Annotated in this window: 11 protein-coding genes; 3 read left to right on the forward strand and 8 right to left on the reverse strand. The window is 72.4% G+C overall.

Going from position 1 to position 15,106, the window contains the following annotated elements:
* Positions 1–63: 63 nt before the first annotated feature.
* From AC06E6_RS04510 to AC06E6_RS04535, 6 genes are all read right to left on the reverse strand, one after another.
* Positions 64–1,077 (reverse strand): TraB/GumN family protein, encoded by a 1,014-nt coding sequence (locus AC06E6_RS04510; protein ID WP_478060421.1) that lies wholly within the window; start codon positions 1,075–1,077, stop codon positions 64–66.
* A complete protein-coding gene (locus AC06E6_RS04515) occupies positions 1,074–2,015 on the reverse strand; it encodes a DUF1684 domain-containing protein (RefSeq protein ID WP_478060422.1) in 942 nt (313 codons plus the stop codon). Before AC06E6_RS04515 ends, AC06E6_RS04510 begins: the two co-directional genes overlap by 4 nt.
* 2 nt (positions 2,016–2,017) lie before the next feature.
* Positions 2,018–3,868, reverse strand: a complete 1,851-nt coding sequence (mutL, locus tag AC06E6_RS04520) for a DNA mismatch repair endonuclease MutL (protein WP_161614758.1) — start codon at positions 3,866–3,868, stop codon at positions 2,018–2,020.
* A gap of 223 nt (positions 3,869–4,091) precedes the next feature.
* The gene (locus AC06E6_RS04525) at positions 4,092–5,636 is read right to left on the reverse strand and encodes an N-acetylmuramoyl-L-alanine amidase (RefSeq protein WP_226050315.1); all 1,545 of its coding nucleotides are present in this window, start codon (positions 5,634–5,636) and stop codon (positions 4,092–4,094) included.
* 80 nt (positions 5,637–5,716) lie between these two features.
* On the reverse strand, positions 5,717–6,196 hold the full coding sequence (gene tsaE / locus AC06E6_RS04530) for a tRNA (adenosine(37)-N6)-threonylcarbamoyltransferase complex ATPase subunit type 1 TsaE (RefSeq protein ID WP_104940177.1): 480 nt from the start codon (positions 6,194–6,196) through the stop codon (positions 5,717–5,719).
* An 8-nt stretch (positions 6,197–6,204) separates the two neighbouring features.
* Entirely contained in the window at positions 6,205–7,677 is a 1,473-nt protein-coding gene (locus AC06E6_RS04535; protein WP_226050314.1) for an NAD(P)H-hydrate dehydratase, read from the reverse strand.
* Positions 7,678–7,700: 23 nt separating this feature from the next.
* Between AC06E6_RS04535 and queG the strand changes: the two genes are divergently transcribed.
* Positions 7,701–8,783: a tRNA epoxyqueuosine(34) reductase QueG gene (gene queG / locus AC06E6_RS04540; RefSeq protein ID WP_478060423.1), complete on the forward strand. Its 1,083-nt coding sequence runs from the start codon at positions 7,701–7,703 to the stop codon at positions 8,781–8,783.
* A gap of 81 nt (positions 8,784–8,864) precedes the next feature.
* The gene (gene xseA / locus AC06E6_RS04545; RefSeq protein ID WP_478060425.1) at positions 8,865–10,202 is read left to right on the forward strand and encodes an exodeoxyribonuclease VII large subunit; all 1,338 of its coding nucleotides are present in this window, start codon (positions 8,865–8,867) and stop codon (positions 10,200–10,202) included.
* A 536-nt stretch (positions 10,203–10,738) separates the two neighbouring features.
* On the opposite strand, the gene AC06E6_RS04550 is transcribed toward xseA, so the two are convergent.
* Complete coding sequence (locus tag AC06E6_RS04550; protein WP_104938594.1) at positions 10,739–11,638, reverse strand: M48 family metallopeptidase; 900 nt, start codon at positions 11,636–11,638, stop codon at positions 10,739–10,741.
* Positions 11,639–12,025: 387 nt separating this feature from the next.
* A complete protein-coding gene (locus AC06E6_RS04555; RefSeq protein ID WP_478060427.1) occupies positions 12,026–13,882 on the reverse strand; it encodes an SUMF1/EgtB/PvdO family nonheme iron enzyme in 1,857 nt (618 codons plus the stop codon).
* A gap of 94 nt (positions 13,883–13,976) precedes the next feature.
* Here AC06E6_RS04555 and rnd point away from each other — a divergent pair, with 94 nt between their 5' ends.
* Positions 13,977–15,071, forward strand: a complete 1,095-nt coding sequence (gene rnd, locus AC06E6_RS04560; RefSeq protein WP_478060429.1) for a ribonuclease D — start codon at positions 13,977–13,979, stop codon at positions 15,069–15,071.
* The last annotated feature ends 35 nt before the right edge of the window (positions 15,072–15,106 follow it).

A 15,106-nucleotide genomic window follows, 5' to 3' on the forward strand; every position in this document is an offset into this window, starting at 1 on the left:
CGCAAGCGTCGGCCTTCGCATTTGGGTGGCCGCGGCCGCACCCCCGGCCTGGCAGCGCGCGCCTCAGTTGCGGCTGCGGGCCGCTGGCGCCGTTGCCGCCGGAGCACGCCGCGCCGGATGCGTGGACGGTGTGCAGGCCGAACAGATCCGCTCGACCCTGTAGCCGCGCGCGCGCAGCTTCTCGACCACGCCGTCGCTGCCGAGCAGGTGCAGCGCGCCGACCACCACCAGGGTCGCGCCCGGCCCGGCCTGCAGGCGCTCCTGCAGCGGCGCCAGCCAGGCATCGTTGCGCTCGGTGTTGATGCGCCGGTACAGCGCCGGATAGTCGCGTTTCATCTGCGCAGCCATGTCGCGCCACAGGGTCACGTCATCGCCACGCCGCCAGGCGTCGTGCAGGCGCCGGCTCTGTTCGTCGCCCTTGTCCACCTGCTCCAGCGCCTCGCGCAGCAGCTGCCGCTGCTCCTCGCCACTCATGCCGTCGAGCATGGCGATCTGCGCCGCCGCGCTTTCCAGCCCCTGCGCCGGCTTGCCGGCGGTGGCCGCGCGCGCCATCAGGTGCCGGTCCAGCCCCGCCTGCGCATCCAGCCCCTGCCGTGCCATCTGCCCCAGGCTGATGGTCAGCCCGACGAACCAGGGCTTGAGCCCGGCCAGGCGATCGATCGGCAGCCCGTTGGCGGCGGCGTAGTCCTGCAGCCGCCGCCAGGTATCGGCATCCAGTTCGTCCTTGAGCAGGCGGCCATCGCGGCGCAGTGCGGCCTGCGCCATCTGCGTGGCCAGCGCCGGCGAGTTCATTTCTTCCGGCGCCAGTTCGAACAGCAGCTGGCTCGATGCGTCGAAGGCCGCGTCCACGTCCGCCGACAGCGGGTAATCGTCGGCCCTGAGCAGGTGGAACGACCCCAGCAGGTAGAGTTCGGCGCCTCTGGGGCCGCTCGCCTTCCACAACAGCGGCACCGGCGGTGCCTTGGCCGGGGTGGCGGCCGCCGGCGCCTGCCGCGCCAGCGACGGCGCCGGCGCCGGCGCGCCCAGCAGCATCACCGATCCCAGCAGCAGCGCCGCGGCGCGGGCCATCCATTTCATGTCGCGTGTTCCTGTGCGGGTTTGACGTAGGTTTTCTCGCCGGCCTCGACCGGCAGGTCCAGCCGGTTCTCCGGCGGCGGCAACGGGCAGGTGGCGAACGGGGTGAACGCGCACGGCGGGTTGTAGGCGCGGTTGAAATCGATCACCACCTGGCTGTCGCCGTCGGGCGCGTCCAGGTCGATGTAGCGGCCGGCGGCATAGCTGCCGTGGCCGCTGGTGCGGTCGGCGAAGATCACGAACAGCGCCCCGCCCGGCTCGCCCAGCGCCTGCAGCCGCCAGGTGCGGCCATCGCGCTCGAACTCGATGGCGCCGGCATTGGGCTGTTCGGTGGTCAGGCCGGTGATGTCGACCACCGGCAGGGTCGTGCCGGCGGCGTGCGGCACGAAGCGCGCGGTGATGCGCCAGGACGCATCGGCCGGCCAGTACTCCAGGTGGCCGAAACCGGTGCGGGCCGGGGCGTCGGCGTGCCGCACCCGCAACGCGTGGCGCGGCCCGCGATGGATCAGGCTCAGCGTGCCCTTGCCACCGTCGAAGGTGATCGTGGTGGGGCTGGGCGCGTCATCGGCATGGAACGGGATGCGGCCTTTCAACGGCTTGCCATCGACCTGTACCGCGACGCCGCGCTCGGGCGTGAACCAGTAGCGCCCCGCCTCGTGCGTCACCATGCCCAGCCGCGGCGGCCCCATCGCCAGGCGGATGCCGCTGGTGCTGCCGCTGCCGATGTAGTGGGCCTTCAGTTCCAGCCAGTGCAGGCCGACCAGGCTGGTCCAGCCATCGGGCTGCAGCAGTTCGGCCTGGCGCTGTTCGCGCCAGATGTCGTTGTTCATCAGGAACGCCGGATCGAAGCGCGGCGCGTCGGGAGCCGGTGCCGGCCGGTCGCCGCCACCGCAACCGGCCATCGCCACCAGCAGCAGCGCCATGCCCGCCCATCGTTTCATCGTCAACGCCCCCGCAGGAACCAGCGGTCGATCTCCGCCAGCGAAAAGCGCGCCCAGGTCGGGCGGCCGTGGTTGCATTGCCCGGAGCGCTCGGTGGCTTCCATGTCGCGCAGCAGGGCATTCATTTCCGGAACCGTCAGCCGCCGGTTGGCGCGCACCGCGCCGTGGCAGGCCATGGTCGAAAGCAGTTCATCGCGCGCGCTGGCCACGCGCCGGCTCTGGCCGTGTTCGCGCAGGTCGGTGAGCACGTCGCGCAGCAACCCTTCCGGTTCGGCGTTGGCCAGCAGTGCCGGAATGCTGCGCACGTGCAGCGAACCGGGGCCGGAGCGGGTCACCTCGAAGCCGAGTTCGGCCAGCGTCGCCGCCTCGCGCTCGGCGGTGTCGGCGTCGCGTTCGCCCACCGCCAGGGTGATCGGCACCAGCAGCGGCTGCGCATGCAGGCCGATGCCATCGTGCGCGGTCTTCAGGCGCTCGTAGCCGATGCGCTCGTGCGCGGCATGCATGTCCACCACGATCAGGCCGTCGGCGTTCTCGGCCAGGATGTAGATGCCATGCAGCTGCGCGATGGCGTAGCCCAACGGCGGCACGCCGCTGTCGGCGGCGGTCGCCGGCAGCCCCGAAGTGCCGCCGGCAGGCGTACCCGGCGGCGTGGCATCGGCCGGCGTTGCATACAGCGCGGCATACGCCGACGGCGCCTCGGCCACCTGCAGTCCCAACGGCGACTGCCGCGGTGCCCAGCCACCACCACCACCGGCGCCGCCCGACGGCCGCGACAGCAGGTAGCCGGCGGCCTGCCCGCCCGCCGCCTGCGGCGGCAGGGCCGGTGCAGCCGCCAGCCCGGCCGCCGGCTCCAGGCCCGCGCGGGTTTCGGCCAGCGCATCCTTGAGCGTGCGGTAGACGAAATCATGGATCAGCCGCGCATCGCGGAAACGCACTTCGTGCTTGGCCGGATGCACGTTGACGTCCACCCGCGCCGGGTCCAGTTCCAGGAACAGCACGTAGGCCGGCTGGCGGCCGTGGTAGAGCACGTCGCCGTAAGCCATCTTCACCGCATGCGCGACACTGCGGTCGCGTACCGAGCGGCCATTGACGTACAGGTACTGCTGGTCGGCGCTGGCGCGCGAGTACTGCGGCTGCGCGATCCACCCGTGCAGACGCAGGCCGGCCGCGCTGTGGTCCACGCGCAGCGATTGCCGCGCGAAGTCCTCGCCCAGGGTTTCGCCCAGGCGCGCATCGGAGTACAGGTCGCCGGGCTTGTAGCGGCGCGACGGCTTGCCGTTGTGCGACACCCGCAGTTCCACGTCCGGACGCGCCAGCGCCAGTGAACGCAGCCATTCCTCGATATGGCCCAGTTCGGTGCGCTCGGCGCGCAGGAACTTGCGCCGCGCCGGCACGTTGTAGAACAGCTCGCGCACTTCCACGGTGGTGCCCGGCGCATGCGCACGCGGCGTCACTTCACCGATCTTGCCGCCCTCGATCTGCAGCGCGGCGCCGTGTTCGTCCTGCGGCTGGCGCGACGCCAGGGTGAAGCGGCTGACCGAGGCGATCGACGGCAGCGCCTCGCCGCGGAAGCCCAGCGTGGCGACAGACTCCAGGTCGTCGAGCGAGGCGATCTTGCTGGTGGCATGGCGCGACACCGCCAGCGGCAACTGCGCCGCGGCGATGCCGCCGCCATTGTCGCGGATGCGGATCAGGCGCACGCCGCCTTCCTCGAGGTCGATGTCGACACGGGTGGCGCCGGCATCGAGTGCGTTCTCGACCAGTTCCTTGACCACCGACGCGGGGCGCTCGACCACTTCGCCGGCGGCGATCTGGTTGATCAGTATCTCGGGGAGCGGACGGATGGTGCTCATGCCGCGCGTTCCGGGAAACCAGCGGGGCGCAGCAGGGGAATGAAATCGCTATCTCGCATCGCTAGATGATAGCCGCCCCGCCGCCGGGTGTAGCAGCCAGTCGCCCCTCACCCCGCCAGTGGCGGCACTGCGCCCGGGGCACGGGAGGTGCGGGTCGATGACGGATGCGATCCGAATGACTGCAGCCGCCGGACGGGATGCACGGCGCTGGCGCGCGCCGTGTTTACTTGCTGCCGCCGGCCACGGTGCCCGCGGCGGCTTCCATCTCGGCCTGCGCACGCGCGGCGAACAGCGTGCCCGGCGGCGGCTGCCGGCTGAAATAGGTGTGCACGCCGTCGAGCACGGCACCGGCGACGCGGCGCTGGTAGGCCGGGTCGGTAAGGCGGCGCTCCTCGTCCGGGTTGGAGATGAAGGCGGTTTCCACCAGCATCGCCGGCATGTCCGAGGTGCGCAGCACCGCGAAGTTCGCCCGCTCCAGGTTGGGCTTGTGGTTGTTGCCGATCCGCTTCAGCCCACCCAGCACGTGGCTGGCGGCATCTTCGGAGGCCTTCATGTTGCCGCTCTGGGCCAGATCCAGCAGCACGTTGGCCAGGGTGCCCTCGGTCCGCTGCAGGCTGACGCCGCCGATCAGGTCGGCCGCGTTTTCCTTGTCCGCCAGCCAGCGCGCGCGCTGCGAGGACGCGCCCTTGGTGGAAAGCACGTACACCGACGAGCCGGTGGCGGCGCGGTTCTCCGCCGCGTCGGCATGGATCGAAATGAAAATGTCGGCCTTGGCCGCGCGCGCACGCTGGGCACGCTGCGGCAGCGGGATGAACACGTCGGTGTCGCGGGTCAGGTAGGCGCGCAGGCCGGGCGTGGCATTGACCTGCCGCGCCAGCTCGCGCGCCACCGCCAGGGTGACGTCCTTCTCGCGCTTGCCGGTCGGACCGATCGCCCCCGGGTCCTGGCCGCCATGGCCGGGATCGATGGCGACCACCAGCGTGCGCATGCCCGGCTGCATGCGGATGCGCGAAGCATCGCTGGGCATGACCGGACGCGGGGCCGGCTGTTCGTCGGCCGGTACCGGTACAGGCGCGGGTGCCGGGGTCGGTGCAGTCGCCGAGGCGACCACGGCCGGCACGCTCGCCTGTCCGTTGAGAATGGCGGCCGGCGAAGGCGCGTTCGTGGCGGCCACCGCCGTCGTGGTGGGCACAGGGGTGTTGGCGACGGTAGCCGGCGGGGCAGGCGCGGCGGACGCCTGCTGCACCACCGCCGCGGTCAGTGCCGCCGTGGCACGGGCGGCCTCGCGGCGCGCCTCGGCGCTGCCGGGCTGCGCCGGCAGCGGGGTCGCGGACGCATTCGCCGCCACCGGCCGGGTACTGGCGCCGCTGGTCTCGCCGGGCCATTCGATCAGCAGCCGCGACTCGGCGCCCTGCCCCTGCAGCTGCGGCTTGAACGCCACCACCGACTCGGCCAGGTCGAACACCACCCGGAACGTGCCCGGCGCCGGGATCCCGGTGCGCACGGCGGTGACGACACCGGCGGCGGCGGGCAACTTGAGCCCGCGGACGGCGGTCGAATCCGGGAAATCCACCACCAGGCGGTTCGGCCCGGCCAGCGACAGGGTCTTGTAGCTGCCACCGCCGGCCAGCTGGATCTCGGCACGGGTACCGGTGCTCCCGGCCTGCACGGCGACGCTGCGGATCTCACCCGCCCACGCCGAAGCGCCAGCCAGGCAGAGTCCGGCGACACAGGCAGACAGGGCGATCAGGCGGCTTCCCTTGAGCATGGGCGGATTCAATCACCGGAATTGCGTAATTGCAACACCTTTTCCCTTAATAATCCGCAACCTGCCACACTTTCCTTCCATCAGGCGGCAGGAAACCCCTGCAAGTGGCCCGATTGCCCCAGGCGCGACAGCCATGCCTGGCCGGCCGGGGAGCAGGCCTGCAGCCGCGCCCGGCGGCCCGCACCGTGCATGTCCAGCGCCACCCGCAGGTCCAAGGGCGGCAGTGCCGCGCCGCCCCGCTCCGGCCATTCGACCAGCCACAGGTCGGCCTCGGCCTCGTCCAGGCCCAGGAAATCCAGTTCGCCGGCATCGCCGATCCGGTACAGGTCCAGGTGCCAGGCCTCGCCGGCCGGCAGCGGGTAACGTTCGACCAGGGTATAGGTGGGGCTGCGGATCGCCCCCTGCACGCCGAGCGCCCGCAGCAGCGCGCGCGCCAGGGTCGATTTGCCGGCACCCAGGTCGCCGTGCAGGTGGACCACCGCCGGCGTCGGCCGGGTCGCCGCCAGGGCCGCGCCCAGCTGGTCGGTGGCCGCGGCATCGGGAAGAAACAGTTCGATCATGGCCGTCATTATGGATTGGCACGGGCGCGCAGGTGCGGCAGCAGGTCACGCGGCAGGAGTCCGCGCTGGCCGTCCGCGGCCGCCGCGTCGCCGGCCAGGCCATGCAGCAGCGCGCCGGTGCTGGCTGCGTCCAATGGCGACAGGCCCTGCGCCAGCAGCGCGGCGATCACCCCGGTCAGCAGGTCGCCCATGCCGCCCACCGCCATGCCCGGATTGCCCGCCGCGATCACCCGCGGCCGCTGCCCCGGCGCGGCGACCACGGTGCCCGCGCCCTTGAGCACGACCACCGCCGAAAACCGTTCCGCCAGCGCCTGCGCCGCGGCGAAACGGTCGCGCTGGATGGCGGCGTCGTCGACCCCAAGCAGGCGCGCCGCCTCTCCCGGGTGCGGCGTGAGCACCGCTGTGGGCAGCGCTCGCGGCTGCTGCGCCAGCAGGTTCAGCGCGTCGGCATCCACCACCAGCGGCCTGCCGCCGTCCACCGCCGCCAGCCACAGCCGGCGCCCCCACTCGTCCTGGCCAAGCCCTGGCCCGAGTGCGACGACACCGGCACGCGCCAGCAGCGGCGCCAGGTCGAATGCGTCCTCCACCGCATGCACCATCGCTTCGGGGCAACGTGCCAGCAGCGGCGCCACGTGCGCCGCGCGGGTGGCCGCGCTGGCCAGCCCCGCACCGCTGCGCAGCGCGGCCTCGGCGCACAGCATCAGCGCGCCACCGCTGCCATGGTTGCCACCGACGCACAGGACGTGGCCGGACTCGCCCTTGTGGGTGTTGAGGCGCCGCGGCGGCAACTGCGCCGGCAGCCGCGCCGCACTCCAGCGCGATGCGGCCGGCGCCACGCCGTCAAACGCCTGCGCGGGAACATCCAGCGCATCCAGCAGCCGCTGCCCGGCGTGCTCCAGCGCGGCGCCGGTGTACAGGCCACGGTGCGGCACGATGAACTGCAGCACGCGCGCGGCATGGATCGCCGCGCCCGGCACCGCACCGCTGTCGGCGTCGACGCCGCTGGGCACGTCCAGCGCCAGCACCGGCGCGGCGGCGGCGTTGACCGCGGCGATCAGCCGCGCGGCCTCCGCATCGGGCGCGCGGTCCAGGCCGATGCCGAACAGCGCGTCGACCACCAGGTCGGCATCGCGCAGGCAATCGGCGGCAAGCTCCACCCGGCCGCCAACGGCCAGGTAGTCGGTACAGGCACGCTGCGCCAGCGGGGTGCGTGGCGCGTGCCCGGGCAGGTGCAGCACGCACACCGCGCTCCCGGACTGGCGCGCCAGCCGCGCCAGCACATAGCCGTCGCCGCCGTTGTTGCCCGGGCCGCACACCACCACGATGCGCCGCGCCTGCGGCCAGTACTGCAGCGCGCACTGCCAGGCGGCCTGGCCGGCGCGCTGCATCAACAGGTAGCCGTCGCCACCGAGCGCGGCGGTGGCCTGCGCGTCGATGCGGCGCGCGGCGGCGGTATCGAACAGTCCATCGGGCTGGCTCATGCCCGCGATTCTATACTTGCGCCATGCCTGGAACCGTTGCCACCGCCGACATGGCGCAGCTGTCGCTGCGCATCCGCCAGCTTGCGCGCGAGGCCGGCTTCCAGCGCTGCGGCATCAGTGGCGTCGACCTGGGCGAGGACGAGGCGTACCTGGCCGACTGGCTGGGCCAGGGCCTGTACGGGACCATGGAATGGATGGCGCGGCACGGCGCGATGCGCGCGCGGCCGCAGGAGCTGTTGCCGGGCACGGTGCGGGTGATCTCGGTGGGGCTGGACTATGGCCACAAGGACGATGCCGCGGCCTGGGCCACCCTGGACGACGCCGAGCGCGCCTACGTGGCGCGTTACGCGCTGGGCCGCGATTACCACAAGCTCATGCGCAACCGCCTGCAGAAGCTGGCCGGGCGCATCGCCACCGAGATCGGCCCCTTCGGGTACCGCGTGTTCGTCGATTCGGCGCCGGTGCTCGAACGCGCGCTGGCGCGCAACGCCGGGCTGGGCTGGATCGGCAAGCACACCTGCCTGATCGACAAGGACGGCGGCTCGTGGTTCTTCCTCGGCGAGATCTACATCGACCTGCCGTTGCCGGTGGACGCCCCGGCCAGCGCGCACTGCGGCAGCTGCACCCGCTGCATCGACATCTGCCCGACCGCGGCGATCATCGCCCCGCACCGGCTCGACGCGCGCCGCTGCATTTCCTACCTGACCATCGAGCACGAGGGCGCCATCCCGCTGGAAATGCGCCCACTGATGGGCAACCGCATCTACGGCTGCGACGACTGCCAGCTGATATGCCCCTGGAACAAGTTCGCGCGGCGCACCGACGAGCCGGACTTCCGCGCGCGCAACGCCCTGGACACGGCCACCCTGCCGGAGCTGTTCGCGTGGGACGAGGACGAATTCCTGCGCCGCACCGAGGGCAGCCCGATCCGCCGCAGCGGCCACGAACGCTGGCTGCGCAACATCGCCGTCGCGCTGGGCAACGCGGCGCCCTCGCCTGCCGCGCGGCAGGCGCTGCTCAGCCGCCTGGACCATCCGTCCGAACTGGTGCGCGAACATGTCGCCTGGGCGCTGCGGCGCCACGATCCGCGGCAGTATCCCGGCTAGCCGCGCAGGCACCGGCCTCGGCGACATTGGCTTTAGCGCCCGCGCGCGGGAACAATAGCGTCCCGTTCCCCCGCGCCTGCCATGGACAACGTCCTCAGCCCCAGCCAGCTCAACACGCTCGCCCGCGACCTGCTCGAGGGCGCGTTCCCGCTGGTGTGGGTGGAAGGCGAACTCGGCAATGTCAGCCGCCCCGCATCCGGGCACCTGTACTTCACCCTGAAGGACGCGCGCGCGCAGGTGCGCGCGGCGATGTTCAGGCCCAAGAGCCAGTGGCTGAAGTTCGTCCCGCGCGAGGGCCTGCGCGTGCTGGCGCGCGGCCGCCTGACCCTGTACGAGGCGCGCGGCGAGTACCAGCTGGTGCTGGACCACATGGAGGAAGCCGGCGAAGGCGCGCTGCGCCGGGCGTTCGAAGCGCTGCGGGCGCGGCTGCAGGCCGAAGGCCTGTTCGACCCGGCGCGCAAGCGGCCGCTGCCGGCGCATGTACGCCGCCTGGCGGTGATCACCTCGCCCAGCGGCGCGGCGGTGCGCGACGTGCTCAGCGTGCTGGCGCGACGCTTCCCGCTGCTCGAGGTGGAACTGTTGCCGTCCCTGGTGCAGGGCGAAGCCGCGGCCGCGCAGATCACCGCGCTGCTGCGCCGTGCCGACGCCAGCGGCCGCTACGACGCGATCCTGCTGACCCGCGGTGGCGGTTCGCTGGAAGACCTGTGGGCGTTCAACGACGAACAACTGGCACGGGCCATCGCCGCCAGCACCACGCCGGTGGTCTCCGCGGTCGGCCACGAGACCGATTTCAGCCTGTCCGATTTCGCCGCCGACCTGCGCGCGCCGACGCCGTCGGTGGCCGCCGAGCTGCTGGTGCCGGACCGCCGCGACCTGGATGCGCGCCTGCGCAACCTGCAGCGGCGGCTGGCACAGCTGCAGGCGCACGCGCTGGGCCAGGCGATGCAGCGCGCCGACCGCGCCGCGCTGCGGCTGCAGGCACAGGGCCCGCAGGCGCGGCTGGCGCTGCTGCGCCAGCGCCAGGAGGCGATGCATGCGCGGCTGCGCGCGGCGTGGCAACGGCAGCTGGAACAGCGCCGCGCGCGGCTGGCGCATGGCCATTCGGCACTGCGCGCGGTGCAGCCGGCGCAGCGCCTGGCGCTGTTGCGGCGGCGCCTGGACGCGCTCGCTCCGCGCGCGCAGGCGGCCATGGCCCGGCACCTGCAGCGCGATGCCCTGCACCTGCGCGGCATCGCCCGGTCGCTGGAAGCGGTGAGCCCACTGGCCACCGTGGCGCGCGGTTACGCGATCCTCACCCGCGCCGACGACGGCGCGCTGGTCCGCTCCACTACACAGCTGCGTGAAGGCGACGCACTGCGCGCGCGCGTGGGCGACGGCGTGGTGGACGTACGGGTTGTTGCCACGGAGCAGACCCCGTAGATGCGGGGCTCGCCCCCCATGGGCCTTGCCGATGAAGCCCGGTGCCGGGCAAGCCCGGCATCGACGAACACGCAGCCGACGCAACCATGCAGATGCCCGCATGAGCGTCGGCGACGGCGTGGTGGACGTGCGGGTCGTTGCCGCCGAGCAGACCCGTAGATGCGGGGCTCGCCCCGCATGGGCCTTGCCGATGAAGCCCGCTGCCGGGCAAGCCCGGCATCGACGAGCAGGCAGCCGACGCTCATGCAGATGCCCGCATGAGCGTCGGCGACGGCGTGCTTGACGTGCGGGTCGTTGCCACCGAGCAGATCCGGTAGATGCGGGGCTCGCCCCGCATGGGCCTTGCCGATGAAGCCCGGTGCCGGGCAAGCCCGGCATCGACGAGCAGACAGCCGACGCAACCATGCAGATGCCCGCATGAGCGTCGGCGACGGCATGGTGGACGTGCGGGTCGTTGCCGCCGAGCAGACCCCGTAGATGCGCGGCTCGCCCCGCATGGGCCTTACCGGTGAAGCCACATGACAGGCAGGGGCCGCTCAGCGCGCCTGCGCGCTTTCGCAGAACCGCTGGCGGTATTCCATCGCCTTGGGCATCAACGCCTGCAGGTTCTGGATCCGGGTGCCGGGATTGGGATGGGTCGAGGCGAACTCCGGCGGCGCCTGGCCGCCGCTGGCCGCGCCCATGCGCTCCCATAGCGGCACCGCTTCCTGCGGGTTGAAGCAGGCCGCGGCGGCCAGCATCAGCCCGACTTCGTCGGCCTGGGTTTCGTGGCTGCGCGCGTACGGCAGCAGGTAGCCGTAGCCGAACGCCGACATCAACATCTGTTGCTGCTGCGCGTCCATGCCACCGGCGGCACCGGCCATCTGCCCGATCTCGGTCAGCTTCTGCTGGGCCATGCGCTGCGCACCGTGGCGCAGCAGCGCGTGGGCGATCTCATGGCCCATCACCACCGCCATCGCGTCGGCGTTGCGTGCCACCGGCACCAGCCCGGTATAGACCGCCATCTTGCCGCCCGGCAGGCAGAACGCATTGGCCTGGTCGGACTGCAGCACGTTCACTTCCCAGTCGAACGAGCGCGAGAAGTGGTTCGGCGGCTGGCCGTGCTCGGTGGCCAGCGCGGTCTCCACCGCGTCGACCTTGGCGATCAGGCGCTGGGCGATCTCGCGGATCTGCCGCGCCACCTGCGTATTGGGATCGACCGGCCGCTCCTGCGCCAGGATCTGCTGGTACGCCTGCAGGCCCAGTGCCTTCTCGCCCTCGGCGTCGAGCGTCTTGTCGATCAGCACCTTCTCGCCGGTGTACGGGTCCACGCTGCGGTTGCCGAAGTAGTAGCAGCCGCCATAGACCGCGAAGCCGATCAGGATCAGCCAGCGCAGGCCGCCGCCGATGCCGCGCCGGCGCGGGTTGCCTTGGTTGCCCAGCGGATCCTGTCGCATTGCATGTCTCCATCGTCTGGAAGGGGCCGAGCGCGAAAGCGGGCCGGCCCGGACAGCACACCCCGGCGCCGACCGCAGCATGCCTGAAACACGCCGCCACGGTAACCGGACAAGACCATCGCACTGGTCACGGTGATGAGCAGGCGAAATCGGTGCAGGCGGCCAACGCCACGGGGCTGCGGGAGAACGGCGGCACCGGGCGGCACGACCCGGCAGCCATCCCAACGTGCCCGCATACCCAGCACCGCCGCGAACAACAGGCGGCCCGCGCCACGCCTGGAAACCGCCGGGGCGACCCGCCACCGGGCGAAGCCCTCCCGCCCCGCGAGCCGCGGCTTTCGCGCCGGGAATCAACGTGGCACCGCCCGCCGTCCCGCGTGCGCCGCTTCAGATGCCGCGCACCAGGCGAAAGCCGATGCGCGCGCTGGTCACGTCCGAATCCTGCGACAGCCGCCACGCCGCGCGGGTCTGCTCCGGCGCGTTGGCCCAGTTGCCGCCGCGGACCACGCGCTGGCGGCAGCCCGGGTTGTACCAGGCGGCGCCATCCGGCGGCGCACGCCGGTAGCTGGCGTGCCAGCAGTCGGCGACCCATTCGCTGAGGTTGCCGGCCATGTCGTGCAGGCCCCAGGGGTTGGCGCGGAAACTGGCCGCCGGTGCCTCCCCCCAGTAGCCGTCGCCGTACCCGAGGAACGCGTTCTTCCAGTGGCGGCCGCTGGGCGACACATCCAGGCTGCCGGTGAAGTTGCCACTGCCCTCCGGCGGCACCCCGGCATCGCCCCAGGGATAACGGCCGGTGGTGCCGGCGCGCAGCGCGTATTCGAACTCGGCTTCGCTCGGCAGCCGGTAGTGGCGGCCGGTCTGCGCCGACAGCCAGGCCGCGTACGCCTCGGCGTCGCGCACGCTGACATGCATGACCGGGTTGTCCGGCGGTGCCTTGGCGCCGTTGTAGCCGGCCTGCCAGTCGGCGCCGTTGCGGCGGACGAAATTGCCGCTGCGCTCGTCGTAGACGATCGAATGCCCGCGCCGGGTCGCGCGCGGGCGCGCCTTGGTCGCCGCCACGAAGCGGCCGAACTCGGCCACGGTAACCTCGGTGATGGACATGGCGAAGCCACGGTCGAAGCGCACGTAATGCTGCGGGCGTTCGGCATCGCTGGCGCCCGGCTCGGCATAGCCGGCGCCCATCTGGAAGCCGCCGTGCGGCACCACGATCATCTGCGGGCCGCGCCCGCCGTCCTGCAGGGCGTCGCTGAACACCTGGCCGGGGCGGAAACTGCCGTAATGGGCGACCAGGTCGATGCGCTGCCGCAGCACCGCCACCGCCGCGTCGCCGGGCGCGGCGATCCGCAGCGCCTGTTCGAGCTTCTCGCGCGCCGCCTTCAGCCCGCTGGGCGTGGTCAGGTCGCGCAGGCCGCCGTCGCGCAGTGCGGCCAGCTGGGCCATGCGCATCGCCTCGATCCGCACCCGCGCGTCGGCCACGGTGGGCGCGTCCTCGCGGATGCGCGAAGCGCGTTGCAGCCACTCCAGCGCCTCATTGAAATCGGCATGCGCCGCGGCGTCCTCCGCCTGGCGGATCAATCCGCTCTCGACCGCGGCCAGGCCCTGGCGGGCACGGCGGTTGCCGGGGTCCAGTTCCAGTACCTGGGCAAAGGCGCCGGCGGCCAGCGCCGGGCTGCCCGTGCGCAGCGCCTCTTCGCCCGAGCGGTTCAATGCCAGCAGGCGCCGCGCCACCTGCACGCGCTGCTGCAGTTCGCGCTCCGCCTTGCCGTCCGGGGCCAGGTGCGCGAGCACCGCGGCCTGGGTGGCCGCACTGGCCAGCGCCCGGCGCTGGTCGTCCGGCTGTTCCAGCAGCGCGCGGGCCGAAGCCAGCAGGCGCGCGCGGGCCTTGTCCAGGCCGCGCCGCGCCTCGCGCTGCTGCGGCTGCAGCGCCAACACCGCCAGGTACAGGGGGATGGCATCGTCCGCTTCCTGGTACAGCCGGCCCTCGGCCAATGCCGCGCCCGCGCGCTTGAGCGCGTCGCGCACCCCTTCCGGCTGCAGCTCCACCGGTGGCGGTGTCCACACCGGCAGCGGCAGCGTGGCCGGATCCGGCGCGGCCGCCAGGGGCAGCGCCTCCGCCGCGACCGCGGGCACCGGCTCGGCCTCGACCGGCTGTGGCGCGGTGGCCGCAGCCGGTTCCTGCCTGCAGGCGGCGCACGCCAGCGCGACGGACAGGGCCAGGCAGGCCAATGGGCCGGTTGTACGCAAACTTCCTCCCATACAGGCTCTGCGCGCTCGGGTGCGCTGCGACGTTAGGCTATTCTCGCCTGCCTGGGCAAACCCTGCAGTTGATGGATTGAACGTGGCTCACTGGATCAGACACCCCGCCGAACTTGAAGAACGCCTTCGCCAGCGCCCCGACCGCATCGGCCTGGACACCGAATTCATCCGCGAACGCACCTACTGGCCGCAGCTGGCGCTGGTGCAGATGGCGGTGGGCGATGAGATCCTGCTGATCGACCCGCTGGTACCCGGCATGACCCAGGCCCTGCGTCCGTGGCTGGAGGATGACTCCATCCTCAAGATCATGCACAGCGCCAGCGAGGACCTGGTGGCATTCAAGTGCGCCTGCGGCGCCCTGCCGCGGCCACTGTTCGATACCCAGATCGGCGCCGCGCTGGCCGGCATCGGCGGTGGCATGGGCTACCAGAAGCTGGTCGCGCAGGTCACCGGCGTGGTCCTGCCCAAGGGCGAGACCCGTTCTGACTGGATGCGCCGGCCGCTGTCCGATGCCCAGCTCGAGTACGCCGCCGACGACGTGGAGTACCTGTTCGCGCTGCACGACGCGATCGACGCGCGGCTGCGCGAACTGGGCCGCCGCGAGTGGCTGCAGGACGACGCCCGGCGGCTGCTGGCGTCGGTCGAACACGACGAAGGCGAGCGCTGGCCGCACTTGTCGATGCGCGCGGCGCAGTTCCTCGAGGCCGACGCGCAGCGCCGCCTGCTGCGCCTGTTGCGCTGGCGCGACCAGCAGGCCCGGCACAGTGACCGGCCGCGCAGCTGGATCCTGGACAACGAACTGGCCACGTTGCTGGCACGCACGCCGCCGGCCGACTACGACGCGCTGCTGCGCCTGTTCGAGCGCTTCCCGAAGGCCCCGCGCAAGCTGGCCCAGGCCGTGTGGCAGGCGCTGCAGACGCCACTTGCCGACGAGGACCAGGCACCGCAGGCGCTGGCCGCCAGCGACGGCAACAAGGCCGCACTCAAGCGCCTGCAGGACGCGGTGGCCCGCCGTAGCGCCGAGCTCGGCCTGCCCGACGGCCTGCTGGCCTCGCGACGCCACCTGGAAGCGCTGCTGGAAAGCGGCGACTGGCCCGCCGCGCTCGGCGGCTGGCGCCGCGACCAGTTGCAGGCGCTGTTGCTGCCCCTCTTGGCGGCGGCGCCGGCATCGCGTTAGAATTCACCGGCGATGTGGAGCAGTCACATGGCGGA

The sequence above is a fragment of the Stenotrophomonas sp. Steno-Z10-HUANG genome, assembly GCF_056393075.1.